Raw genomic sequence first — 24746 nt, forward strand, 5'->3', positions numbered from 1 at the left:
ACCACGCTGCCCGAGCGACCCGAGTCGCCCGATGACCGACGCCGACCTCGACAGCCCTGGCGAGGCGGTCGGGCGGGTGCTGGGCACCGCCGACGCCACACCGTTGCAGTTCTGGACGGCAGTGGCGCCCGGCAGTTATCTCCAGCTCGACGACGTGGTGGTCACCCGGCGCGAGCTGCCCGACCGGGAGCCGGTGACGATCGCCGGCGTGGTCACCCAGGTCCGCGCCCGGCACGAGGGCGCCCAGTTCGACTCCGACGTGTTCGCCATCGCCGACGGCACACTGCCCGCGATGGTGCAGGAGGCGGCCGAGGTCACCACCACCCGGGTCGATCCGGAGTTGTACGTGCCGCCGACCCCGGGCGCGGTGGTGCACCGGGCCGAGGGCGACGCCCGGGCGCGGGCGCTGCACTTCGACCGGATGGAGCGGCGCATCCCGATGGGGATGGGTCGCGACGGCGTCCCGGTCTATCTCAACGCCGACTTCCTCGACGGCAGCCGGGGCGCGCACGTCTCCATCTCCGGCATCTCGGGGGTGGCCACCAAGACCAGCTTCGCGACGTTCCTGCTCTACTCGGTCTTCCGCTCCGGAGTGCTCGGCGGCGACGCGGTGAACGCCAAGGCGCTGATCTTCAACGTCAAGGGCGAGGACCTGCTCTTCCTCGACCACCCGAACACCCGCCTGGACGAGCCCACCCGCGCGGCGTACGCGAAGCTCGGGTTGAGTGCCGGCGCGTTCCCCGACGTGCGGGTGTACGCCCCGCCCCGGGTCGGTGACGCGGCCGGCACGCCGGACGTGAGCAGCCGGCTCACCGGGGTGGACTCGTTCTACTGGACGCTCGACGAGTTCTGCGCCGACCGTCTGCTGCCGTACGTCTTCGCCGACGCCGACGACGAGCGTCAGCAGTACACGATGGTGGTCCACTCGGTGGCCGCGCACCTGGCCCGCTACGCCCAGCCGGCCGACGGTGGGGTGAGCATCGACGGCGTGCGGCTCGGCTCCTACGGCGACCTGGTCGACCACATCGTCGACCAGCTCAACGACGACGAGACCCGCTCCGACTGGGCGGGCAGCGCGGTGGGTCTGGGCACCGTCAACGCGTTCGCCCGACGGTTGATCGGCAGCAAGAAGGACCTGGCCCGGCTGATCCGTGGCGACCTGGCCACCCGCCGCCCACACTCGATCAACACCAGCGAGTCGGCGCAGGTGACGGTGGTCGACCTGCACAACCTTCCCGATCGCGCGCAGCGGTTCGTGGTCGGTGTGACGCTGAAGAGCGAGTTCGAGCGCAAGGAGAAGTCCGGCACCGCCAAGCCGCTGCTCTTCGTCGTCCTCGACGAGCTCAACAAGTACGCCCCCCGGGAGGGCTCCTCGCCGATCAAGGAGGTGCTGCTCGACATCGCCGAGCGGGGCCGCTCGCTCGGGGTGATCCTGATCGGCGCGCAGCAGACGGCGAGCGAGGTGGAGCGGCGGATCGTCACCAACTCGGCGATCCGGGTGGTGGGCCGGCTCGACCCGGCCGAGGCGTCCCGCCCGGAGTACGGCTTCCTCCCACCCGCCCAGCGGCAGCGGGCGCTGCTCGCCAAACCGGGCACGATGTTCGTCAACCAGCCGGACATTCCGGTGCCGCTGTGCCTGGAGTTCCCGTTCCCGGCCTGGGCCACCCGGGTCTCCGAGGCGGGCCGGGCACCATCGGAGACGCTGCGTTCGATCACCCAGTCCGCCGATCCGTTCGCCGTGGTGGGCTCCGGCGGCGGCAGCACCGACGACGACATCCCGTTCTAGGTAGGGGCCGGCACAGCCATGAAGATTCTGCACACCTCCGACTGGCATGTGGGAAAGGTGCTCAAGGGGCAGTCGCGGGCCGACGAGCACAAGGCCGTGCTGGCCGGGGTGATCGACATCGCCCGTGCCGAGCAGCCGGATCTGGTGATCGTCGCCGGTGACCTCTACGACACCGCCGCGCCCAGCTCGGAGGCGACCCGCCTGGTCACCCGGGCGTTGACCGCGCTGCGCCGCATCGGCGCGGACGTGGTGGCCATCGGCGGCAACCACGACAACGGCCCCGCGCTTGACGCGCTGCGTCCGTGGGCCGATGCCGCCGGCATCACGCTGCGCGGTGGGGTGCGGGACGATCCGGACGAACACGTGATCGACGGCACCACCGCCGGCGGTGAGCGGTGGCAGCTGGCCGCGTTGCCGTTCCTGTCCCAGCGGTACGCGGTGCGCGCCGTGGAGATGTACGACCTGACCGCCGCGGAGACCAACCAGACGTACGCCGACCACCTGGGCCGGGTGCTGGGGCGACTCACCGAGGGTTTCACCGAGCCGGACCGGGTGCACCTGGTCACCGCGCACCTGACGGTGACCGGCGCGACCACCGGTGGCGGTGAGCGGGACGCGCACACCGTCTTGGGCTACGCGGTTCCGGCCACCGTCTTCCCGGCCACCGCGCACTACGTGGCGCTGGGTCACCTGCACCGGGCGCAGCGGGTCATCGGTCCCTGCCCGGTGCGCTACAGCGGCAGTCCGCTCGCTGTCGACTTCGGTGAGCAGGAGAACGTCCCCTCGGTGACGATCGTCGAGGTGACGGCGAGCACCGCCGCGCGGGTGCGGGAGGTGCCGGTGACGGCGGCGAGCGCGTTGCGCACGGTGCGGGGCACCCTGGCCCAGCTCGCCGAGATCGAGGCACCGGACGCGTGGCTGCGGGTGTACGTGCGGGAGCAACCCCGCGCCGGTCTGCGCGAGGAGGTCCAGGAGCTGCTGCCCCGGGCCCTGGAGATCCGGATCGACCCGGAGCTGTTGGCGGCACCGGGCAGCGGTGCCCGCATCGCGCAGCGCTCGGGGCGTTCGCCCCGGGAGTTGTTCGCCGACTACCTGGACAGCCGGGGGCACGCCGACGAGGGCGTCCGGGAGCTCTTCGACGAGCTCTTCGAGGAGGTCGAGCACTGATGCGTCCGATGCGGTTGGACATGGCCGGGTTCACTGTCTTCCGGGACGACACCACTGTCGACTTCACCGACGCCGACTTCTTCGCCCTGATCGGCCCGACCGGCTCGGGCAAGTCCACTGTGCTCGACGCCATCTGCTTCGCCCTCTACGGCATGGTGCCCCGCTGGGGTGGCCCGCGAGGGTTGGCGAACGCGCTCGCGCCGTCGGCGACCGAGGCCCGGGTGCGGTTGGTCTTCGAGTCCGGTGGGGCCCGCTATGTCGCCACCCGGGTGGTCCGCCGGGACGGCCGGGGCAACGTCAAGACCGCCAACGCCGGGTTGCAGCTGATGCCGGCCGGCTTCGACGTGACCAAGCTGGACACCGGGTTGAGCCCGGACGACCTCGGCGAGGTGGTCGCCGGCACCCCCGCCGAGATGGAGCAGGCGGTGCTGGAGGCGGTGGGCCTGCCGTACGAGCAGTTCACCAGCTGCGTGGTGCTGCCGCAGGGGCAGTTCGCCGATTTCCTGCACGCCAAGCCGGCGACCCGGCAGCAGATCCTGGTCAACCTGCTCGGCCTCGGGGTCTACGAGGATGTGCAGAAGAAGGCGACGGCGCGCGCCGCGCAGGCGGAGGCCCGGTTGGAGGCGGTCGACCAGGTGCTCGCCGGGCTGACCGGGGTGGACGACGAGGCGTTGGCCGAGGCCGACGCGCGGGTCGACCGGATGGCCGAGCTGGCCGGCACTGTGGCCGTCGCGGTGCCGGAGCTGGCGGCGGCCCGCGCCGCGGCCCGGGAGGCGGCGGCGGCGCTCACCGCGCTCGACGACGAGTTGGCGGTCCTGGCCGGGGTGCGCGCTCCCGCCGGGGTGGCCGAGGTGGCCCGCGCGGTCACCGCGGCACGGGCCGACGCCGAGGCGGCGGCGGCCGCTGTGTCGTTGGCCGAGGAGCGGGAGGAGAAGCTTCGCGGCGAGCTGGCCGGTGCTGGCGACGAGAGCGCGGTGCGGCTGCTGTTGCGGGCGTACGACGATCGGGATCGGTTGTCCGGCGAGGCCGAGACGGTCCGCGCCGCGGTGCGCGCGGCGGACGACGAGCACGCCACGGCGGTGGCCGCGCTGGTCACGGCCCGCGCGGCGGCCGAGCGGGCCGAGGCCGAGCTGGAGGCGGCCTTCCGGGCGCACGAGGAGGCGAAGGCCACCGACCTGGCGGTCGGTCTGCGGGTGCACCTGCACGCCGGCGCGGCCTGCCCGGTGTGTGAGCAGCCGGTGCAGCGGGTCCCGGCGGTGCCTGCCGATTCGGCGGTGGCAGCGGCGACGGCGGCGGGTAAGGCGGCGCGGGCCGCGACAAAGGCCGCGCAGGCGACGGTGCAGCAGCGGGACACGGCGGCGCGTGAGCTGGAACGGCTGCTGGTGCAGGCGCGGGCCCGCCAGGAGCAGGTGGAGGCCCGACTGGCCGAGTTGGACGGCCAGCTCGCCGGCGCGGCGGAGCCGGCCGTGTTGCGTCGGGAGTTGGCCGAGCACGCCCGGTTGCGGCGGGCTCTGGAGGAGGCGGCGACCGCGGTGCGGGCCGGCCGGGAGGCCGCGCGCCAGGCCCGCTCCGGGGTGGATGCCGCCGAGGAGCGGCTGCGGGCGGCGTGGCGGGCCTTCGACACGGCCCGGGACGGGTTGGCCCGGTTCGGCCCACCGGGCACAGACCGGGACGACGTGGCCGCCGCGTGGGCGGCGTTGACCGGTTGGGTGACCACCGAGGCGGATCGTCGCCGCGCCGATCGGGCGAGCCGGGCGGTCGCTGTCGCCGAGGCCGAGTCGGTGGCCGACGCGGTGCAGCGGCGCATCGCCGGCATCTTCGCCGACGCCGACGTACCGGTCGGCGACGATCCGGTGCACGCGGCGACGGTGGCGGTGGAGCGGGCCGACGCCGAGCGCCGCCGGCTGCGGGAGCGCCGGGAGCAGGCCGGCACGTTGCGCGAGCAGCGGGCCGGGCACGAGCGGGAGGCGCAGGTGGCCCGCGCGCTCGCCGGGCACCTGCGGGCCAACAACTTCGAACGGTGGTTGCTGGCCGAGGCGTTGGACCTGCTCGTCGACGGCGCGTCGGGGATCCTGCGGGAGCTCTCCTCCGGCCAGTACGAGCTGGTACACGACAAGGGCGAGTTCGCCGTTGTCGACCACCACGACGCGGGTCTGCGCCGGGGCGTGCGCACCCTCTCCGGTGGTGAGACGTTCCAGGCGTCGCTGGCGTTGGCGCTGGCGCTCTCCGAGCAGTTGGCCGGGATGTCGACAACGGCGGCGAGCCTGGAGTCGATCGTCCTGGACGAGGGGTTCGGCACGCTGGACGCGGCGACCCTGGACACGGTCGCCGCGACCTTGGAAAACCTGGCCGCCCGGGGCGACCGGATGGTCGGTGTGGTCACCCACGTGCCGGCGCTCGCCGAACGGATCCCGGTCCGCTTCGAGGTGCGCAAGGACGCCCGCTCGGCGCGGGTGGAGCGGACGGGCCGGTGAGCGACGCGGCGTTCTTCGTCGACTCGTGGGATCCCGCGTACGGGGCGTCGTTCGAGGCGTCGGCGGCCGGGCCGGCCGCACCGAGTAGCGCGCAGGTCGACGCGGATGTGGAGTTGCCCGCGGTGGACTGGCGGGCGATCGGGGTACGCCCCCAGGTGCGGGCGCCCGACGTGGTGCTGCTCGTGGACGGGGTTCGCCGGATCGACGCGAGCATCTGGACTGCGGAGACCGACGGTCTGTCGTTTCCCGGGCTGGCCGCCTCGTACGCGGCCGGTGTGGTCCGGTGCGACCTGGGTCGGGGTGCCGCGCAGTTGGCCGGCACCCGGGTCGGTCGGGGTCTGTTCACGGCGAGCCCGTCGGCGCAGGACGTGGTGGCCGGCGCGATCCGTTACCCGGTGCACCGGGTGGGTGGCACCGGTGAGCTGGCGAAGCTGCCGGCCGCCGTGCAGGGCCCGCTGACCGCGCTCGAGGTGGCGGTGTCCGACGCCGCCCGGGTCGACGGCGACCTGCTTGTGGTGGACGGCCCGTTGCGCAGTCGCCGGCAGTTGCCGCGCACCCTCGGCTACATCAAGACCCAGCACAGCCAATATCTGGATGCCCGGCTTACCGCTGTGGTGACCGGTATGAAGTCGGGTGAGCGGTCGCCGGTGTTCCGGCTGGGCACCGCCTGGGGTGGTTGGTCGTGGTATTTGCGGTTGCCGGTGGCGGTCGGCGCCCCGTGGGCGGGCATCGTCCGGGTGGAGTGTTCGGCCGATCTGCCCGTCGAGGCGGCGATCGAGCTGGCCGACCTGTCGCTTGTCACCCTGCCCCGCTTCGCGTCCACCCCGTACAAGGACCCGCGGGCGCCGCAGAATCTGATCCCGATCGCCGGCCTGGAGCGTCGGCTGCGGGCCCTGCTCGGCGATTCCCGGCTGCTGCACCGCGCGTTGACCGCCGCGGCCCGTGCGGCCCGGTAGAACGGGCGCTGGTCGCGATGGGACGCAAACGGGCGGCTGACCGGGTGGTCGAGCAGGTCGACACCGGGCGGGCCGAGCTGGTGCCGGACCCGGACCGGGCCGGCTCGTGGACGCTACTGCTGGACGGCGCGCCGCAGTCGCACGTCGACCTGACCGACCCGACCCACCTGGAATTCGAGTACGTGCGGCGGCTGGCCGCCGCTGTGGATCTGATCGCACCGGCCGGTGCGCCGTTGCGGGTGCTGCATCTGGGCGGCGGGGCCCTGACCCTGCCCCGCTACGTGTCGAGCACCCGGCCCGGTTCCACCCAGCGGGTGGCCGAGGTGGACGGTGCGCTTGTGGAGCTGGTCCGGCGGGCGCTTCCGTGGCCGTCCGACGCCCGGCTGCGGGTCCGCGTGGAGGATGCGCGGGCCGTGTTGTCCGCCAGCCGGGACGCGAGTTACGACGTGGTGGTCGCCGACGTGTTCGCCGGTGCCCGTACCCCGGCTCATCTGACCTCGGTGGAGTACGCGGCGGAGGTGGCCCGGGTGCTCCGCCCCGCGGGCTGGTATCTGGCCAACCTGGCCGACGGGCCGCCGCTGCGGCACGCGCGGGGGCAGGTCGCCACGGTCCGCTCGGTGCTGCCGCAGGCCTGTCTGGTCGGCGACGCCGCGGTGTTGCGGGGCCGCCGGTACGGAAACCTGGTGCTGGTGGCCGGGCGGTCCACCCCGCCGGTGCCGGAGCTGACCCGACGGGCTGCCGGCGACTGGTTCCCCGGGCGGGTGGTGGCCGGCGACGAGTTGGACCGCTTCGCCGGCGGCGCGCAGGTGGTCCGCGACGCCGACGCCACCGGCTCCGATCCGCCCCCGCCGGGCCTGTTCTCCGTCCGCCGCTGACCGTTCACCTGGCAGCTTCGGAGAACTTTTTCGCCGTCTGTTGATCCGCTTGGGGCGCTGCTGCGTACCACCGGGCGGCCCGCTTCGTGGGTCGGCGATGGTTACGGAAACCCGGAGGTCTGCATGCATGCGGTGGCGGCCGGTTGGCATGGCGACGTGGTCGGCGCGGACTGGATGTCGGCGCGCTCCTCGTCTCGGCCGACGTCGTCTGCCCGGGGGGTCGACGCGCACGCGACGTCTCGCCAGAATGGTCCGGTGACGCCGCGACCGGCGCCCGGACGCCATCAGGCGACGACAACCGAGGCCAGCCACTCCGACCAGTTGATCCGTCAGCTCTACGCCGAGCACGCAGGCCCGTTGCTGATGTTCGTCATGCGCCTCACCGGGGGGGACCGGCAGCGCGCGGAGGACATCGTCCAGGAGACGCTGCTGCGGGCCTGGCGTAACGCGCACCGCCTGGGCACGCAGGGGCAGGGGTCGCTGCGGCCGTGGCTGGTGACGGTGGCCCGGCGGATCGCCATCGACGAGCACCGCAGCCAGGAGGCCCGGCCGCCGGAGACGTACGACCGGGATCTCACCGCGTTCGCCGAGGCGGACAGCACCGACCGGGTGCTGCGGACGATGACGGTGGCGGACGCCCTGCGTACGCTCAGTCAGTCGCACCGGGAGATCCTGATCTCGACGTACTTCCGGGGGCGGACGGTGCCGGAGGCCGCCGAGGAGTTGGGGCTGCCACTGGGCACTGCCAAGTCGAGGGTCTACTACGCGTTGCGCGCGTTGCGCACGGCTCTGCAGGAGCGGGGGGTGACAGAATGAGCCGGCCGGACCACATGGACGTCGCGGCGTACGCGCTCGGTGTGCTCGACGAGCAGGACACTGAGCGGTTCGAGGAGCATCTCGCCACCTGCTGGGCGTGCGCGGCCGAGTTGGAGACGATGGTGCCGGTTGTCGGGCTGCTGTCCGACATCGACGGCGAGACGATGATGGCGCTCGAGCAGACGGCGACCGACCCGGGGTTGCTGAACCGGACGCTTGGCGCGGTTCGGGCCGACCGGCGGCGTACCCGGTTTCGTCAGCTGCTCGCGACGGCCGCCGCGGTGGTGGTCTTCGGCGGGCTGAGCGGGTACGGCTTCGTCAGCGTGACCGACAGCGACCCGGCACCGCCGATCGCCGGTCCGACGCAGAACGCACCTGTCGACCCGCCGACGAGCGGGCCGACGGCTCCGCCGAGCGGCCCGGGTGTCGGCGGCACCGAGGAGGAGGGCGACCAGGTCGAGGCCACCGACCCGACGACCGGCGTGCAGACCACCATGTTCCTGGTGAAGCGGGAGTACGGGACGCGGATCAATTTCAGCCTGCGGAAGCTGCCCGGTCCGCGCGTCTGTCGGCTGGTGGTGGTGCGGAAGAACGCCAGCACCGAGGTCATTTCCAGCTGGTCGGTTCCGGATGGCGGTTACGGCACCAACACCCGCCCGCAGGGTCTGGAGCTGAGTGCGTCGACGTCGGCCCCGGTGGAGGACATCAAGCAGCTTCAGGTGCAGTCGGTGGACGCCAATGGTGTGGCGAGTCCTCTGGTCACCCTACCTTTGTAAGCGCGCGTACCGATCGGCGCCGGCCCTTGTGACAATGGCCCGCGCCGATCTGTCGTTGCCGGAGAAGTCTCGCATCGAGGGCGTACGCATTCCGACGGGAATCGGTTCAACCAATTCCAGTGAAATTGACCACTGTTGTTACTTCAACCTTGACAGCCCGCGTTCCGTACCTATGGGTGAACTGCCAAGAATGAGGAGGGCACGTGGCACAGATGAAGCGGACCGTCATCGTCGCGAGCGCGATGGTCGCACTAACGGCCTGCGCTCCCGCAGGTTACGACGGGGCGAACTCGAGCGCGGCCGAGCCGGTCGCCGTCGCCGCGGCCGAGCCCAGCGCGTCGGTTGAAGCCGAGGCGTCGGCGTCCGCGGAGGCACCCCCTGCCGACGCGCCGCCCGCCAACGTCGACCTGACCGAGAAGCTTGTCGGCAAGAGCGTCGCCCGGATGGGCAAGGTGGTCACCGACCAGGACGGCTGGATCCTGTACCGCTTCGACAAGGACACCGCCGACCCGCCGTCGTCGAACTGTGTCGACAAGTGCGCCGAGGTGTGGCCCCCGGCGCTCACCGACGGCAACCCGCAGCTCAGCGGCATCTCCGACGACAAGGTCAGCAGCGTGACCCGGCAGGACGGCACCCGTCAGCTCACCGTCGGCGGCTGGCCGGTCTACCGCTACATCGGTGACAAGAAGCCCGGCCAGTGGAAGGGCCAGGCTGTTGGTGGCACCTGGTTCGTGGTCCAGCCGGACGGCAAGAAGAACCTCAGCTGCCTGCCCACCTCCACGCCGAAGGCGGTCGCCCCGCCGGCGGACAGCGGCGCCAACGACGCCGGCGGCGCGGGCTACTCCTACTGAGTTCCACCACGAGGTCACGGTGGTCGGTCGTCGCCGGGGAGGGCGCGACCGACCACCGCCGTACCCGGGACGTCGGCATACCGGTGGTGCCGGCGTCCCGCCCGGCGCGTGGCAGAGTGGGTGGGTGACCGCCACCAGACCCGCAGCGACCAGGGTGTTTCGCCCCCCGGTCGGCTACCGGCTGGCGGCCTCGGTGCGTGCGCTCACGTTCAGTCCGTACGACCCGTGCGCCCGCGTCGCCGCCGGCACCTTCTGGTGGGCCACCCGCACCCCGGACGGCCCGGCCACCCTCGCCCTGCGACAGGTCGGCGGCGAGTTGCTCGCGGAGGGCTACGGGCCGGGTGCCGAGCACGTAGTGGACCGCGCCGACGCGATCGCCGGGCTTCGCGACGATCTGACCGGTTTCACCGAGCTGGCCGCGGCACATCCACTTGTCGCCCGCCTGGCCCGGGAGCACAGTGGGCTGCGGATGCCGACGACCGGACAGGTCTTCCCCCGGCTGCTGCGCGCGATCTTCGAGCAGAAGGTCACCGGCAAGGAGGCGTACCGGGCGTACTCGGCGACAGTGCGGCACTTCCGGGAGCCGGCGCCCGGCCCGTTGCCGTCGCTGCTGCTGTCGCCCGAGGCCGCCGCGGTGGCCGCCACCCCGTACTGGGTGTTCCACCCGTTCGGCGTGGAACAGCGTCGGGCCGACACCCTGCGTCGGGCCGCCGCGCTCGCCGACCGGTTGGAGCGCAGCGCCGACGCCGCCGACGCCACCCGGCGACTGACCACGATTCCCGGCATCGGTCCGTGGACGGCAGCCGAGGTGGTCCGGATCGCCTACGGGGACCCGGACGCGGTGAGCGTCGGCGACTTCCACATCCCGAACACTGTCGCCTGGGCGCTCGCCGGCGAACCGAGGGGCGACGACGCCCGGATGGTGGCCCTGCTGGAGCCGTTCCGAGGTCACCGGGGCCGGGTGTGTCTGCTGCTGGAGGCAGCCGGCATCCGGGCGCCGCAGTACGGTCCGCGCGCGCCGATCCGCTCGTTCGCCCGCTACTGAGCTCCGGCGGCGGGCCGCCCGTCGGCACCGAGGGCGGTCAGCCCCGCTCGCTCCGACGCCGGAGCCCGTCGGCCTCCAGCCGCAGGTAGCGGCGGAGCATCCCGCCGTACAGCCAGCCGATCAGGCCGGCCAGCGGACCGGACTGGTGCAGGGCCAGCTCGACGCGGGTGCGCCCGTCGGGCAGCGGCAGCAGCCGGTGCTCAGCCGTGGTCCGCACGCCCGGGGTGGCGGAGACCCAGACGAACCCCTGCCGTTCGGTCAGCTCGGTGACCCGCCACACCGCTGGCCGCAGCTTCGGCTGGGTCAGTCGCGCGGTGGCACCGACGGCGAGCGGTCCCGGCTCGCCACGCTCGGCCCGCGACACCGAGGCCGTCCACTCCGGCCAGCGCTGAACGTCGACAAGTACCGCCCAGACCTGCTCGGCCTCGGCGGCGATGTCCGTGTCGGCCTCGAACCGCATCGCGTCCCCTCCCCGGGCGGCGCCGTCCGGCGCCCGCCACGCCTGTGGACGAGGCTGCCGGGTGGATCGTGCCGCCGGAATCCGCCGGGTGGTCGGTCCTTCCGCCGGGCCGCGGGGTCTACCGGTGGCGGGGATCAGGCGGCTTCGCGCAGGTCGGCAAGACTCAACGGGGTACGCCGACGCAGCAACTCCTCCAGCTCCGGCACCGAACCGACCTCGCCGAGCACGTTCCGGCCGCCGCCGAACCGCTGCGGGTAACGGCGGGTCAGCCGGTAGCGGTAGCGGCCCCGGATCAGCTCGACGCTCACCCGCCACCGCCCGCAGCAGTCACAAACCCACTCGGACACCTGGCGAAAATAGCTCTGACCTGCGGTTGTCCGATTCGCCCGGTGGGGACGAGCGGCGCGTGGGCGGACACGCCGCCCCGGCGCCCACGGTGATCTGCCTCACGGCTGTCGGTGCCGTCTGATTGACTTGTCGCCGTGGACCTGCCGATCAATCCCCCGGTCGAGCCGATGCTGGCCAAGAGCGTCGCCAAGCTTCCCACCGGGGCCGGGATGACCTATGAGCCCAAGTGGGACGGGTTCCGGTGCATCGTGTTCCGCGACGGCGACGAGGTCGAGTTGGCCAGCCGGGGCGGCAAGTCGATGACCCGCTACTTCCCCGAGGTGGTCGATCAGGCCCGTCAGCAGTTGCCCGAGCGGTGCGCCGTCGACGGTGAGTTGATCGTCATCCGGCGCGACGGGCCGAGTGGCCAGCCCCGGTTGGATTTCGAGTTGCTGGCCCAGCGCATCCACCCGGCCGCGTCCCGGGTGCAGCTGCTGGCCGAGACCACACCCGCCGATTTCGTCGCGTTCGACCTGCTGGCCGTCGGCGACGAGGTGCTGCTCGACAAGCCCTACCCGCTTCGCCGCGAACGGTTGGTAGAGGCGTTGGCCGGGGTGCGCCCGCCGGTGCACGTCACCCAGGTCACCACCGATCCGGACACCGCCCGCCAATGGTTCGACGTGTTCGAGGGCGCCGGGTTGGACGGGTTGATCGTCAAGCCGGCCGACCTGCCGTACGAGCCGGGCAAGCGGCTGATGTTCAAGGTCAAGCACACCCGCACCGCGGACGCGGTGGTGGCCGGCTTCCGCTGGCACAAGTCCGGCCCGGTGGTGGGCTCACTGCTACTCGGCCTGTACGACGACGCCGGGGTCCTGCACCACGTGGGGGTGAGCGCGTCGTTCACCATGGCCCGTCGTGCCGAGCTGCTCGACGAGCTGGCCCCCTACCGGGACACCGGCGGCGAGCACCCGTGGGTGCACGGCGACCACGAGCGCGGCCAACGCATCCCGGGTGGGGTGAGCCGGTGGACCGGCACGAAGAACCTGGAGTGGGAGCCGGTCCGCCCGGAGCTGGTGGTCGAGGTGGGCTACGACGCGATGGAGGGCGAACGGTTCCGGCACACCGCCCGGTTCCTGCGCTGGCGTCCGGACCGCGATCCCCGGTCGTGCCGTTACGACCAGCTCGACCGGCCGATCCGCTTTGATGTGGATCAGGTGCTGCGCGGCGATCCAGCGACCACCGTGGACCGGGCCGCTGATGGCCCGGCGTAGCCTGGCCGTCGACTCGACCCCGGAGGAGCACGTGATCCGCACCGCCCATCAGCTGCGGCTGGCGACCAGTCGCCGGGTTCGTCGCACCCTTGCCGCCTTCACCGTCGCGGCACTGCTCACCGCCGGCTGCACGCTGCCGGCGTTCGCGCCGCGCACCGAGGTGGAGAGCTCGGCCGCACCGACCGGCAGCGCGCCCACCTGGCGCCCCTGCCCGGAGGTGCCCGACGAGCTGGTCGGGCGCGGCGCACCCAACATGCGCTACGAGTGTGCCCGGATCGCGGTGCCCCGCGACTGGGGCACTGGCACCGGAGCGACCGCCGGTCCGGGCGCCGGGGAGACCTTCGAGATCGCCCTGCTGCGGGCCCGTTCCAGCAAGCAGCGCGACCGGGTCGGCTCACTTGTCATCAACCCGGGCGGCCCGGGCGGCTCCGGCGTGGACACCGCCGTCTACCTGTCGTTCGGTCCGCAGTTCGGCGGGCTGCCCGCCTCGATCACCGAACGTTTCGACATCGTCGGTTTCGACCCACGCGGAGTTTCCCGGTCCAGCCCGGTGAAGTGCATCTCCGACGCCGACCTGGACGCCAGCTTCGGCTTCGACCCGGACCCGGCGAGCCAGTCGGAGTTCGACGGATTCGTCGGCCTGAGCCAACGGATCGGGCGCGGCTGCGGCGACCGCTACGGTGACCAGCTGCCGTTGTACGGCACCGAGCAGGCCGCCCGCGACATGGACGCGGTACGCGCCGCGGTGGGTGACGACAAGCTGACCTACCTGGGCTACTCCTACGGCACCCTGCTCGGCGCCACCTACGCGCAGCTCTACCCGCAGCGGGTGCGGGCACTGGTGCTCGACGGCGCCGTCGACCCGCAGCAGCGGCTGGTGGAGGGTTCGGAGAGCCAGGCCCGCGGTTTCGAACGGGCCTTCACCAACTTCACCCGCTGGTGCGCGGCGAACGCCGGCCGCTGCCCGATCGCCCCGGACGCGCGGGCCGCTGTCACCTCGGCCATCGACAAGGCCAAGGTCTCTCCGGTCCGCGGCGCCAACGGGCGGGAGGCCACCGCCGGTTGGGTGTTCTACGCGGTCATCTCGTCGCTCTACACCGAGTCCGGCTGGCAGGAGTTGGCCGGGGCGATCGACAAGCTGGCCGAGGGGGATCCAAAGGATGTGTTCCGGCTCGCCGACTCGTACGCCGGCCGGGAGTCCGACGGGCACTACTCGAACCTGTTCGACGCCAACCTGGCCATCAACTGCGCGGACGAGACGGAGAAGCCGAGCCGGGAGCAGATCCGGCAGTTGCAGTCCGAGTGGCGCGGAAAATACCCGCTGTTCGGGCCGGCGCTGGCGGTCGGCATGCTGAGCTGCGTCGAGTGGCCGGGCGGGCGTGACCCGTACCCGACCGGGAAGGCGAACGGCGCACCGCCGATCCTGGTGGTCGGCACCACCGGCGATCCGGCGACGCCCTACGAGCAGACCCCACGGCTCGCCTCCATGCTGGGCGTCGGTCGGGTGCTGACCTGGGAGGGCGAGGGGCACACCGCCTATCCGCAGACGTCGTGCATCACCAACGCCGTCGACGCGTACCTGCTCGACCTGACGGTGCCGCAGGAAGGAAAGCGCTGCCCCGCCCGGTGACGGGTCGGTTTGGCGGCGGCGGAGACACCTCGGGATCAGCCACTTCTGGCGATGCCCACGTAGAACGCCGCCGCCATTGCCGCAAATTCGGTCGAATACGCCGGCATACGTCGTCGACCCTCGGTCGACCGCAACCAGGAGATGAGCGCGTCCAGGTACCCCTCGATCGACCCCTCCCAGTCCGTAAAGTGGTCATCTCGCAGGATCGCCTCCAGAAATGCGAGGAGATCAGATTCGGTTGTCACCGTCTCGTTGAGCCGGTCGAACTCGTCAGCGACCTGACCGGTCGACCCGAGGAAGTGGCCGATAGACAACTTGTGCGAATCAGCGCTCAAGGCCCTGATCACCTCCGTGCGTTCTACTCGTAGTTCCGTCCGACCCACAGCCAGCCAGCCGTGTCGGCCCAACGATCGGGATCTTCGTACTCATCTCCGACCATGTCTTGGAAAGCTCTGGCGATCGATCCGAGGTAGTCGCCTACATTCCGGTTCTCCCACCTCTCCCGCCGTTCCATCAGGTCGCTCCGCAACGCCATCAAGAACTCAATCAGATCGTCGTGCGAGCGCACCGTCTCGTCCAGGCCCACGTTGTCGCCCGATGGGCCGACGAAAAAGCCGTCTATGTCATGCATTGTCATCTCCAGCACCCGGGGCGGCACGCTGCGCACCTCGCCGGGTTCGTCGCGATCCTGCGGAGCCCGCGCAACGGCATGGCTGGCGGGCCCCCTTCCAGCTTCAATCGGTGAGCAGCTGATGCAGCGCTACCGCCGGGGGTCCGGCGAGCCACCGACACCAAGACGCGTCCACCGACACCAGCACTCCGCCCTCGCTACCAACGAAGACATTGGATGAGACGTCCCATTCACCGATGGGGCAAAATTGCTGCCCGAAACGCAGCGGCCACTCGGCGAAGGGTGCCTTCAGGTAACCCTGCACAACGGTCGGGTCGATGAGCAGGCTGGATTGATGACCTGGCCTACGAAACTCCAGGCCGCCGAGGGACCGCCAGATCCCAGCAGCAGTCTCGGTGACGAGAAAGCCGTCCGAAACGATCTCCTCGGTCCAGGCGGTCACATCGACCGCTCGACCGGGATACCACCCGCCTCGTCCGAATTCCGCCAGAACGTCGGCTGGAGCGTCTCGAAGCCAGTCATCCTCGCCGTGCACGTTCAGATTCCCCCTATCCGCGGACGACCGCGAAGACACGCTGCACCGACGAGTCTCGCGGAACAGGCTCACCGGCACCAGTTCGATCCCCGTCGTTGTGCCAGGCTCACCAGCGTGACCGACGTGACCTTCCGGGAGGCGGTCCGGGCCGACCTGCCCGCCGTCATCGCCCTGCTCGCCGACGACGTCCTGGGCAAGGCCCGCGACTTCACCGAGGTCGACGAGGCCTACGAGAGGGCGTTCGCGGACATCACCGCCGACCCGCGCAACCAGCTGATCGTGGCCGAGCAGAACGGTGACCTCGTCGGCTGCCTACAGATCACCTACATTCCGGGCCTGGGTCGGCACGGCGCGGAGCGGTCGCTCATCGAGTCGGTCCGGGTCCGCTCCGACCGGCGCGGCCAGGGGCTGGGGCGGCAGTTGATGATCTGGGCCGTCGACCAGGCTCGCGAGCGTGGCTGCGCCCTGGTGCAGCTGACCACCGACAAGACCCGCGCGGACGCGCACCGCTTCTATCTGGGCCTCGGCTTCGTGGCCAGCCACGAGGGCATGAAGCTGGCGCTCTGACCCGCCGTCAGGCCCACCCGGCGGGGGCAGCGGGCGCGCCCCGGCCGGGTTACGTTCGTCGCCATGAGCAGGCCGACGACGCCCGGCGCCGCGCCGTCGCGCCCGCCATGGCGACTGACTGGCTCAGCGCTGCTGGCGGTCGGCGTCCTGCTTGTCGTCGTCGCGTTCTGGTTGCCCGCATGGCGCAGCGTCTACCCCGGGCGGACCGATGTCACCCCGGGCACCAGGGTGCTCGGCTGGGCGCTGCCGTTCGCGGTCATCGCCACCGTGTTCGCGGCGCTGTCGCTCGCCACCATCGGCCCGGCCCGCCGACTGTGGCGGCAGGCCAGCCTGGGGATGCTCGTCTCCAATGTGCTCGCCTGCGGCAGCCTCACCGGAGTGTTCTGGTACTTCGAGGCCAACGACCCCTACGTCGAGCAGGAACTGCTGTCGACCGGGCCGGGTGGAGGTCTGGTCCTGGCCCTGCTGGGCTACCTGCTGATCCCGCTCGCCGGCACCCTCCCCGAGGGCCGGAGACACGCTGACGCCGCGAACCGCACCCACCAACCCGGACCCCCCTGACCGGTCGGCCCCGCGCACGACACGACCCACAGCCCCGCGCACCGCTTCGCCGATGCTTTGGAGCTGATGTCGTGGATGAATCACCGCAGCCGATTCGTTTATGGCATCAGCTCCAAAGCGAGCGCGAACCACCATCTCCCCCGGCTGGGCACGCCCACAGACACACCCCCGAGCTACGCCCCGCCAGGCACGCCGCTCCCGTCGCAACGACCGCCGCCGCAGGGAACGGCCGCCGTCCGGTGTCGCTCAGCCGTCGACCAGGCGACCGTCGCGTAGCGTGAGTACCCGGTCGGCGAGGTCGATCAGGGCCGCGTCGTGCGTGGCCACCAGCGCCGTCATGCCACGCGCGTGCACCACCGCGCGCAACAGGTCCATGATGGACCGGCCGGTCTCCGAGTCCAGCTGACCGGTGGGCTCGTCGGCGATGAGCAGGTCCGGCTCGTTGGCCAGGGCCCGGGCGACAGCGACCCGCTGCTGCTGGCCGCCGGAGAGCTCGTACGGGCGTTGGGCCGCGTGCCCGCCCAGGCCGACCAGTTCCAGCAGCACCGCGACCCGCTGCTCCCGCTCGGCGGCCGGCACCTGTGCCAGCCGCAGCGGCACACCCACGTTCTCGGCGGCGGAGAGGATCGGCACCAGCCCGAACGTCTGGAACACGAACCCGACGGTGCCCCGGCGCAGTTGCAGCAGTTCCGCCTCGCCGGCCGCTGTCACCTCGTGCCCGGCCACCACCACCTGACCGCTGTCCGGGCGGTCGAGACCGCCGATCAGGTTCAGCAACGTGGTCTTGCCGGCCCCGGACCGGCCCCGGATGGCGACCAACTCGCCCCGGTTGGCGCTGAACGAGACGTCCCGTACCGCGTGCACGGCGTGCTCACCCCGGCCGAAGGTACGGCTCACACCGCTGACCCGGACCACTTCGGCCGGCTGGGTGGCGGCCGTGCCATCGAACCCGGCCGCGCCACCGAACCCGGCCGCACCGGTCACCACCATGTCCCGACGACTCATGCCCGTGCCCCCCGCTCGTCCGTGGCCCGGTCGCCGGGCCGTACCTGCACGTGATCCGGCTCCAGGTCGAGCCGGACCCGCTCCTTCAGCGCGAGCGCGTCGACGAATGCGGCAGGTAGCTGCATCCGACCGTTGCGGTCCAGCACCGCGTACTCCTCGCTGACCAGCTCGGTGTTGCCGTCCGCGTCGAGCCGGGCGGTCCGGCGTACCTCGGAGGCGGTCCGGCCGTCGCGGATCGCGACGGTCCGGCGGACCTGGGTGGCCACGGCGTGGTCGTGGGTGACCACCACGATGGTGACGCCCAACTCGGCGTTGATGGTGCGCAGCGCCGCGAACACGTCGGCGCCGGTCGCCTCGTCCAGCTCACCTGTCGGCTCGTCGGCGAAGAGCACCTCCGGGTCGTTGGCCACCGCCACCGCCACCGCGACCCGCTGCTGCTCGCCGCCGCTGAGCTGCCCGGGCCGGCGGTCCGCGCAGTACCCCACACCGACCATGTCGAGCAGTTCCCGGGCCCGCTCCCGGCGGGCCTTGCCGCCGCGTTTGCCGGCCAACTGCATCGGCAGCTCGACGTTCTCCAGGGCGGTGAGGTACGGCAGCAGGTTGCGGCCGGTCTGCTGCCAGACGAAGCCGACAAGTTCCCGCCGGTAGCTGAGCCGCCGCTTGGTGGACAGGGTGAGCAGGTCGTAGTCGGCCACCCGGGCGATGCCGGCGGTGGGCGTGTCCAGGCCGGAGAGGATGTTGAGCAGTGTCGACTTGCCCGAGCCGGACGCACCGACGATCGCCACCAGCTCCCCCCGGTCGATGACCAGGTCGAGCCCCTGCAGGGCGACCACCTCCACCCCCTCGGTCTTGAAGATGCGCACCAGACCGTCGCAGACGATGTGTCCGCGCAGTCGGTCCTGCCCGCCGGCCCGCTCGGCGGCACGTTGCGCGGCCCGCTGCTGCAGGGCGGCCAGGTCGGGCACCAGTGAAGTCTGGGCGGTAGCGGTCATCTCAGCTCTCCTCTCCGAGCCGAAGCACCTCACCGAGGCGCAACCGGCGGTTGTTCAGGGCCTCGACGGCGACCGCGAAGCCGAGGGCGACCACCCCGAGCGCGAACACCGCCGCCACCAGACCGGGCTCGAAGGCCACCCGGACCGGCATGCCACTTGTGAACGCGGACAGGCCGAGCACCGGGTTGAGCAGCAGGGGCAGCGCCGCACCGACGAGCCCGCCGGTGAGCACCGACACCCCGACCAGCGGGGCCAGCTCGACAAGCAGCAGCCCGCGCCACTGCCGGCGGGACAGGCCGAGGGTACGCAGCCGGGACAGCACCTGGCCGCGGGCCCGCGCGCCGGCCAGCACGGTGAACGCGATGGCCAGCAGCCCGAGCACCGAGCCACCGACGGCACCGGCGACGAACCCGAAGGCCAGTACGCCGTTCGCACCGCCCGCACCGAGGTCCCGGCGGACATCGGCCCGGGTGTCGACGACGACTCCGAGCGGGCGTTCCCGTCCGGTCACCGTCCCGTCCCGCTGGTACCGCGACTGCCCCTGGTCGCCGGCGCGGCGCAGCGCCTCGGCGTCCAGCCGGTCACCGGCGACAAGCAGGCTGGTGGCCACGGGCGCGGTGGTGCGCTCCGGCAGCGCCTGCCAGGGCAGGACGACGAACCGGTCGTTGTCCGCCGACAGCAGGGGGAAGCTGTCCTCGCTGCCGGCCACCCGGAACTCGTACCGCTGGCCCTGCACCGAGATGTAGGCGGAGCGGTCCAGTCCGGCCTTGGCGAGATCAGCGGCGACAGCTGGCGAGACGATCGCCGGCACCGGGCCCGATTCGGGCCGGGCGGTGCGCAGCGCGGCCGGAAGCGGCAGACCCACCTTCGCTTCCCGGGCCACAGTGGCCAGCTCCGAACCGTCGACAAGCAGCACGGCCGTCTCGCCGAGCCGGGCGTCGGTGCCGAGTTCGTCGGTTGCCAGCCGCTCGTCGGAGGCGAACAGCACCCGGGTCGCGGCCCGGACCCCCGGCAGGCGACCCACCTCGTCGATCGTGTCGGGAGCGAACCGTTCACCTCGGATCACCGCGTCGGCGGGCACGATCCGCTCGGCGGCCCGGTCCCGGCTCGCGTCGACGCCGGCGGCAACCACCGCGCAGAACGCCGCGGTACCGATCGCGAGCACCACGACGACGAGCGGCGCGGCGACAGCCGACCGGCCGGCCCGCGCGGTGCCGAGGAAGGCGACGCTGCCCCGGGTCCGCGCGGCAAGCCGGCTGACAAGCAACAACGGCCAGGGGTACGCCCGCAGCGCGAGCACCGCCGCAGCGATCGCGAGCAGCACCGGTACCGACACCAGCAGCGGGTCCACCTCACCAAGGGTGAGGCCGCGTCGACGCAGCAGCACCGCGGCGAGCACGGCGAGCAGCAGCACGGAGACCTCGGCGGTGAGTCGGCGGGTCGACGGGCGCATCCGGACCAGGTCGCGGCGGGCCGCCCCACCGGTCGACACGGCGAGCGTGGCCAGTGGGAGGGCCACCGTGACCAGGACCGCCGCGGCGATCACGTACGGCATGCTCGGGTCCGCGGCGCCCGGGAACAGGGTGCCCAGCCACCAGCCGAGCGCGGCGGCGACCGGCACCACGAGCAGCGACTCGGCGAGGCTTCGTCGGGCACCGGCGGTGGTCCCGCCGCCGCGGGCCCGGATCAGGACGAACTCCGCCCGACGCCGCCGGGTGGCGAGGGTGGCGGCGAGGACGATCAACCCGGCCAGCGTGGCAAGTACCCCGGCCGCGATCACCGCCAGCAGGGTCCGGGCGGCGTTCACCTGGGCGGCGAACGCACGCAACGGGATGTCGATGCCCTGGGCCAGTGAGAGGTCGGCCGGCCGGCGCCGCTGCGATTCCTGGAGACCGTCGATCAGCCGGTCCAGCCGGCGCGCGTCGATGTTGTCGGCGCCCAGCCGGTACCGCCAGTTGACCCGGATCGGCCAACCCGCCGCGGCCCGATTGTCGAGGGCCGACTGGGCGACGATCCCGGAGGCGACAAGCGGCTGACCGTCGCCCTGCGGTTCGATCACCTGCAGCATCGACGGCAGCCCGTCCCAGCTGCCGCCGGTACGGTCGACGGGGCGGAACAGCCCCACCACCGTCAGCGGGACAGCGTCGTAGAGCCGCTTTTCGTTGTCGACCTTGCCGATCCGCAGTTGGCTGCCGGTGCGCAGGTTGAGTTTGCCGGCCACGTCGGCGTCGAGCGCGACCTCGATCGGCCGGTCGGGCAGGTACGTCTCGCTGGGCCACGCCCCCTCGACGAGGGTGCTGGCGTCCTGGATGCCGGGCATGCCCCGCAGACCCAGGTCGACAAGCAGGTTACGGGCGGCGAGGTCCGGCCCGACCACGCGGGCCGGTTCCATGTCCACGTTGTACCACCGCTCGTTCACCGCCGACCGCACCTGCGGTGGCAGGTCCGCGGCCAGGGCGTCGAACCGCTCACGGGCGTAGGCCATCGCCGGCTTCAGGGGCGGGGCGGTCACCACCCCGCTTGTGTACGAGAGGTCCCGGCGGGCCGGCAGCTCACTGTTCAGCTGCGCCCGGAGCCCTTGTTCGGCGAGCTGGTTGACCAGCCGGGGCACCCCACTGATCAGCAGCGTGACCACCACGGTCAGCACCGCCAGCAGCAGGAACTGCCCGCCGTACACCCGGACCCGCCGGACCACCGCTCCGACGCTCATCGTTCTCCCCCGATTCGCAGCTGCACCGCCGCCACCCGCTGGCGGATGCCGGCGGCGATGAACGCGCTGAAGGCGAGCGCCGCCAGCAGCAGACCGACTGCGGTCAGACCGATCGGCACCCAGGGCAGCGCGAACGTCGCCGGGGGGATCGGCCGACCAGCGGCCGGGGTGAGGATGACAAGTGGGGCCATGGTGGCTCCGACCGCGGCACCGAGCAGCAGGCCGACTCCCACACCGATGCCGGCGAGGAAGGCCTGTTCGGCGAGCAGTGCCCGCGCCAACAGCCGGGGCGTGGCGCCGAGGGTGTTCAGGACCGCGAACTCGCTGAGCCGGCGTCGGGCGGTTGCCCACACGTCCACCATCAGGCCGACGACGGCGAGCAGCACCGCGCCGAGCGCCGCGGCGAGCATTCCGGTACGCGAACCCTGCCAGTAGGGGTCTTCCGCGGCGGAGGTGATCACCGCCTGTCGGTTGAGGACCGTGACTCCCGGCAGCTCGCCGGCCGCTGCGGCGGCGGCCGTCGCGTCGGTGGCGCCGATCCACCACTCCGGTACCGGGCGGATCGTCCCGCCGGCACCGATGAGCGCGTCGACCCCGGCCGGCAGGTCGAGCAGTACGCCCTCACCGGTGGTGGTCGGCACGGAGTCCAGTTCACCGACCAGGCGGACCGGCAGCGTCACCCCGGCGAGTGACAGCTCGACGGTGTCGCCGAGGTGCAGGCTCAGCGCGTCGCGTACCCGGGGGGTCATCAGGACCGGGGCGGCGACAGGCGCCGCGCCCGGTACGACGACGAACCGGCTCGCGGGTCGATCCAGCCGACCCCCCTCGTCGAGCAGCGTGATGGGGCGGTCGGCGACCAGCCCGGCGCCGCTCGACACCACCGGCGTCCGCGGCCCACCGGTCCAGGTCGCCGTCCAGTCACCGGGCAGCTCGGCCGGTCGGGCCGTGCCTCCGGCATCGACAAGCGCCAGCCCCTGCACCGCGAAACCGTACGAGGTGCCGCCCGCGAAAGCGGTGTCGGCCTCGAAGCCGGCCAGCCGCATAGGTCCTCCGCCCAGATCCGGAAGCTTGACGGTGAACCGGGTGGCCCGCCCGGTGCTCGGAGCGGTGGCCGCCGGCAGCTTGAAGGCGAGCCCGTCGGGGGTGGTCAACAACAGCGAGACCGCGACCGGGTGCGGCTCGGCGGGCAGCACGACGGGCGTACGGACGGTGCCGGTGACCGCTCGGGTGCCCGCTGGCAGCTCGACTCCCCCGGTGGCGCCGCGCGCCTGGATCATCCGCTGGTACTGCGCCGACACCGGGTCGTCGCTGAGCCGGTCGGCGAGTTGGACCACCCCGGGGGCGCTGGCCGGGTCGACGGCGATCACGGTCACCGGCAGGTCCTCCCGGCCGACCCGGATGTTGTCCCGCCAGGCCGGCAGCACCCGGCGCACGCCCGGCAGCGCGGCGAGTTCCGCGGTCCGGGTGAGCGGGGCGGCCCCGGTCCGCTCGGTGACCCGCAGGTCGGCGCCGACAGTGTGCCCGGCCTGCTCGACCTGGGACCGCTCACCCGTGCTGATCAGGGACCAGGCCAGGGTGCTGCCGCCGACGGCGAGGGCGAGCAGCAGCACCGGTCCGGCGTGCGGACGCCGACCGGCCTGCCACATGCCGAACATGGTGGCCGTCCAGGGCCGCCGGTCGACGAACCGCTCGGCGAACCGGGTGACAGGTGGCAGCACCCGCAGCGCCAGCACGGCTCCCGCCAGCACCCCGAGTGTCGGGGCCGCGATCAGCAGTGGATCGAGCCCGAGCCGGCCGCCCGAGCCGGCCAGCGGTGAGGCGTACCGGCGAAGCTGCACCCAGGCGAGTACGGCGAGCGCCACGAGCACCAGGTCGACGCTGGCCCGCTGGACGCTCGCCGCCCGGTTCGGGCGGGACCGGGCGGCCATGTCGGCCACGTACGTGCCGGCACCGCGCAGCGTCGGGGCGACCATTGCCACCAGACAACCGGCGGCCGTGGCCGCGGCGGCTGCCCAGACCAGTGTGGTGTTGCCGCCGGAACTGGAAAGTTGCTCGGCGCCGCCGGGCCGGACGAATCGCAGCACCACTGTGGCGATCACCGGGGCGAGCAGAACCGCGGGGGCGACCACCAGGGTCGCCTCGCGGGCGGCCAGGCCGGCCAACTGTCGGCGGGCGGCCCCGCGGGCACGCAGCAGCGCGGTCTGGGCGCGACGGTCCTCGTGCAGCAGCGCGGCGACCAGCACCAGCGCGTACCCGCCGAGCACCAGGATGAGCAGCAGTGGGGTGGCCAGCGCGGATCGGCCGACCATGTCGGCGCGGCCGATCCGGTCCAGCAGCTGCGGCATCTTGGTCACCGCCTGCCCGGAACTGCCCAGCTGGGCGGCCTCGAGCACCGCTGAGGAAGCCTCGGTGAGGGCCTTGCGCACCGTGGGAAGATCGCCCGCGTCGACGCCGCCGAGGTCCGGTTCGACGAGCCAGGACGCCGACACCGAGCCGGGGGAGATGGCCGCGAAGTCGGCCGGGTCGAGTGCGAACGGCCCGTACGACGTGCCCGAACCGGCACTTCCGGTCCCCACCTCGGGGGCCAGCAGCCAGTACGCCTCCGCCGGGTCGCGCGGCCGCCAGGTGCCGGCGAGCACCAGTTCGCTGCGCCGCTCGGTGGCCCGGTCACGGACCGGGATGCGTTGGCCGACGCTGAGGCCCAGCGCGCCCGCGGCCCGTTCGGGGAGGCTCACCTGGGTCGGGTTCGCCCCCGGGCTGGGCCAGGCCCCACTTGTCAGCTCCGCGTGCTTGGCGAGGTCGTCAAGGGTGGCCAGGTTGGCGAAGACAGGCTCGTCGCCGGTACGCGGCACGGATCCGAGCGAGCCGGTCAGCTCCCGCCCGGTGCCGTACCGGGCGACGGAGACGCTTACCGGGACGCCGGCCAGACCGTCGGTGAACTCCGCGCGGACCGCCGCGTCCCGGGTGGTGAACTCGGCCGCGTCGCGGCCGCCCGACCCACTGACCAGCAGGCCACGTTCCTCGGCCGGCGAGGCGGCCACCAGCGACCGCTGCCCGGCGTCCACCGCCCGTCGGTTGTAGTCGGACAGCCCGGTGACCAACGCGACGGCTACCAGGGCCGCGATCACCGCGGCGACCAGCAACCCGCGCGCCTCTCGGGCCCGCCTCCACACCAGCTTCATCCGACGCCTCCCCTGGCCCTGACGGGCCGACGACCATCAAGACAGGCCACCCACCGGGAAAGGTTCGCGCCCGTTACTTGATCGTTATTAGGGAAGGGGTCGGTTCAGGCCGGCCGGCGCGCCTCGCAC

Annotated in this window: 22 protein-coding genes; 13 read left to right on the forward strand and 9 right to left on the reverse strand. The window is 72.6% G+C overall.

Going from position 1 to position 24746, the window contains the following annotated elements:
- The first annotated feature begins 31 nt into the window (after positions 1–31).
- From AB0B85_RS16620 to AB0B85_RS16660, 9 genes are all read left to right on the forward strand, one after another.
- On the forward strand, positions 32–1786 hold the full coding sequence (locus AB0B85_RS16620) for an ATP-binding protein (RefSeq protein ID WP_357408033.1): 1755 nt from the start codon (positions 32–34) through the stop codon (positions 1784–1786).
- 18 nt (positions 1787–1804) lie between these two features.
- Positions 1805–2953 (forward strand): exonuclease SbcCD subunit D, encoded by a 1149-nt coding sequence (locus tag AB0B85_RS16625; RefSeq protein ID WP_357408035.1) that lies wholly within the window; start codon positions 1805–1807, stop codon positions 2951–2953.
- Complete coding sequence (locus tag AB0B85_RS16630; protein WP_357408037.1) at positions 2953–5427, forward strand: SMC family ATPase; 2475 nt, start codon at positions 2953–2955, stop codon at positions 5425–5427. Before AB0B85_RS16625 ends, AB0B85_RS16630 begins: the two co-directional genes overlap by 1 nt.
- A complete protein-coding gene (locus tag AB0B85_RS16635; RefSeq protein WP_357408039.1) occupies positions 5424–6383 on the forward strand; it encodes a hypothetical protein in 960 nt (319 codons plus the stop codon). Before AB0B85_RS16630 ends, AB0B85_RS16635 begins: the two co-directional genes overlap by 4 nt.
- Before the next feature lie 17 nt (positions 6384–6400).
- Complete coding sequence (locus AB0B85_RS16640) at positions 6401–7258, forward strand: fused MFS/spermidine synthase (RefSeq protein ID WP_357408041.1); 858 nt, start codon at positions 6401–6403, stop codon at positions 7256–7258.
- Between the two features lie 123 nt (positions 7259–7381).
- A complete protein-coding gene (locus AB0B85_RS16645; protein WP_355029379.1) occupies positions 7382–8074 on the forward strand; it encodes a sigma-70 family RNA polymerase sigma factor in 693 nt (230 codons plus the stop codon).
- Complete coding sequence (locus AB0B85_RS16650; protein WP_357408043.1) at positions 8071–8850, forward strand: zf-HC2 domain-containing protein; 780 nt, start codon at positions 8071–8073, stop codon at positions 8848–8850. The genes AB0B85_RS16645 and AB0B85_RS16650 overlap by 4 nt, the downstream gene beginning before the upstream one ends.
- Positions 8851–9053: 203 nt before the next feature.
- The gene (locus tag AB0B85_RS16655) at positions 9054–9701 is read left to right on the forward strand and encodes a hypothetical protein (protein WP_357408045.1); all 648 of its coding nucleotides are present in this window, start codon (positions 9054–9056) and stop codon (positions 9699–9701) included.
- A gap of 124 nt (positions 9702–9825) precedes the next feature.
- A complete protein-coding gene (locus AB0B85_RS16660) occupies positions 9826–10746 on the forward strand; it encodes a DNA-3-methyladenine glycosylase 2 family protein (RefSeq protein WP_357408047.1) in 921 nt (306 codons plus the stop codon).
- A gap of 37 nt (positions 10747–10783) precedes the next feature.
- On the opposite strand, the gene AB0B85_RS16665 is transcribed toward AB0B85_RS16660, so the two are convergent.
- Complete coding sequence (locus tag AB0B85_RS16665) at positions 10784–11206, reverse strand: SRPBCC family protein (protein ID WP_357408049.1); 423 nt, start codon at positions 11204–11206, stop codon at positions 10784–10786.
- A 134-nt stretch (positions 11207–11340) separates the two neighbouring features.
- Positions 11341–11553 (reverse strand): hypothetical protein, encoded by a 213-nt coding sequence (locus tag AB0B85_RS16670; protein WP_110563419.1) that lies wholly within the window; start codon positions 11551–11553, stop codon positions 11341–11343.
- 135 nt (positions 11554–11688) lie between these two features.
- On the opposite strand from AB0B85_RS16670, the gene AB0B85_RS16675 reads away from it, so the two are divergent.
- Both AB0B85_RS16675 and AB0B85_RS16680 read left to right on the forward strand, forming a co-directional pair.
- Positions 11689–12804 (forward strand): ATP-dependent DNA ligase, encoded by a 1116-nt coding sequence (locus AB0B85_RS16675; RefSeq protein WP_357408051.1) that lies wholly within the window; start codon positions 11689–11691, stop codon positions 12802–12804.
- On the forward strand, positions 12791–14434 hold the full coding sequence (locus tag AB0B85_RS16680) for an alpha/beta hydrolase (protein ID WP_357408053.1): 1644 nt from the start codon (positions 12791–12793) through the stop codon (positions 14432–14434). The genes AB0B85_RS16675 and AB0B85_RS16680 overlap by 14 nt, the downstream gene beginning before the upstream one ends.
- Before the next feature lie 35 nt (positions 14435–14469).
- Here AB0B85_RS16680 and AB0B85_RS16685 read toward each other — a convergent pair whose 3' ends face one another.
- From AB0B85_RS16685 to AB0B85_RS16695, 3 genes are all read right to left on the reverse strand, one after another.
- On the reverse strand, positions 14470–14769 hold the full coding sequence (locus AB0B85_RS16685) for a hypothetical protein (RefSeq protein WP_357408055.1): 300 nt from the start codon (positions 14767–14769) through the stop codon (positions 14470–14472).
- A 23-nt stretch (positions 14770–14792) separates the two neighbouring features.
- Complete coding sequence (locus AB0B85_RS16690; RefSeq protein WP_357408057.1) at positions 14793–15092, reverse strand: hypothetical protein; 300 nt, start codon at positions 15090–15092, stop codon at positions 14793–14795.
- A gap of 76 nt (positions 15093–15168) precedes the next feature.
- Positions 15169–15600 (reverse strand): SUKH-3 domain-containing protein, encoded by a 432-nt coding sequence (locus tag AB0B85_RS16695; protein WP_357408059.1) that lies wholly within the window; start codon positions 15598–15600, stop codon positions 15169–15171.
- A 114-nt stretch (positions 15601–15714) separates the two neighbouring features.
- Between AB0B85_RS16695 and AB0B85_RS16700 the strand changes: the two genes are divergently transcribed.
- Positions 15715–16167 (forward strand): GNAT family N-acetyltransferase, encoded by a 453-nt coding sequence (locus tag AB0B85_RS16700; RefSeq protein ID WP_357408061.1) that lies wholly within the window; start codon positions 15715–15717, stop codon positions 16165–16167.
- Positions 16168–16230: 63 nt separating this feature from the next.
- Positions 16231–16728 carry a hypothetical protein gene (locus AB0B85_RS16705; RefSeq protein ID WP_357408063.1) on the forward strand — a complete coding sequence of 166 codons (498 nt, stop codon included), beginning with the start codon at positions 16231–16233 and terminating at the stop codon, positions 16726–16728.
- Positions 16729–16974: 246 nt separating this feature from the next.
- On the opposite strand, the gene AB0B85_RS16710 is transcribed toward AB0B85_RS16705, so the two are convergent.
- Genes AB0B85_RS16710 through AB0B85_RS16725 form a run of 4 tightly spaced genes read right to left on the reverse strand, consistent with a single transcriptional unit; the run spans position 16975 to position 24617 of the window.
- Positions 16975–17733 (reverse strand): ABC transporter ATP-binding protein, encoded by a 759-nt coding sequence (locus AB0B85_RS16710; protein ID WP_357408064.1) that lies wholly within the window; start codon positions 17731–17733, stop codon positions 16975–16977.
- Positions 17730–18725 (reverse strand): ABC transporter ATP-binding protein, encoded by a 996-nt coding sequence (locus AB0B85_RS16715; RefSeq protein ID WP_357408066.1) that lies wholly within the window; start codon positions 18723–18725, stop codon positions 17730–17732. The genes AB0B85_RS16710 and AB0B85_RS16715 overlap by 4 nt, the downstream gene beginning before the upstream one ends.
- Before the next feature lies 1 nt (position 18726).
- Positions 18727–21435, reverse strand: coding sequence for an ABC transporter permease (locus tag AB0B85_RS16720; RefSeq protein WP_357408068.1), 2709 nt, complete (start codon positions 21433–21435; stop codon positions 18727–18729).
- Positions 21432–24617, reverse strand: a complete 3186-nt coding sequence (locus AB0B85_RS16725; RefSeq protein WP_357408070.1) for an ABC transporter permease — start codon at positions 24615–24617, stop codon at positions 21432–21434. The genes AB0B85_RS16720 and AB0B85_RS16725 overlap by 4 nt, the downstream gene beginning before the upstream one ends.
- Positions 24618–24746: the final 129 nt, after the last annotated feature.

It is taken from the genome of Micromonospora sp. NPDC049044, from assembly GCF_040649215.1.
Lineage (GTDB): Bacteria > Actinomycetota > Actinomycetes > Mycobacteriales > Micromonosporaceae > Micromonospora.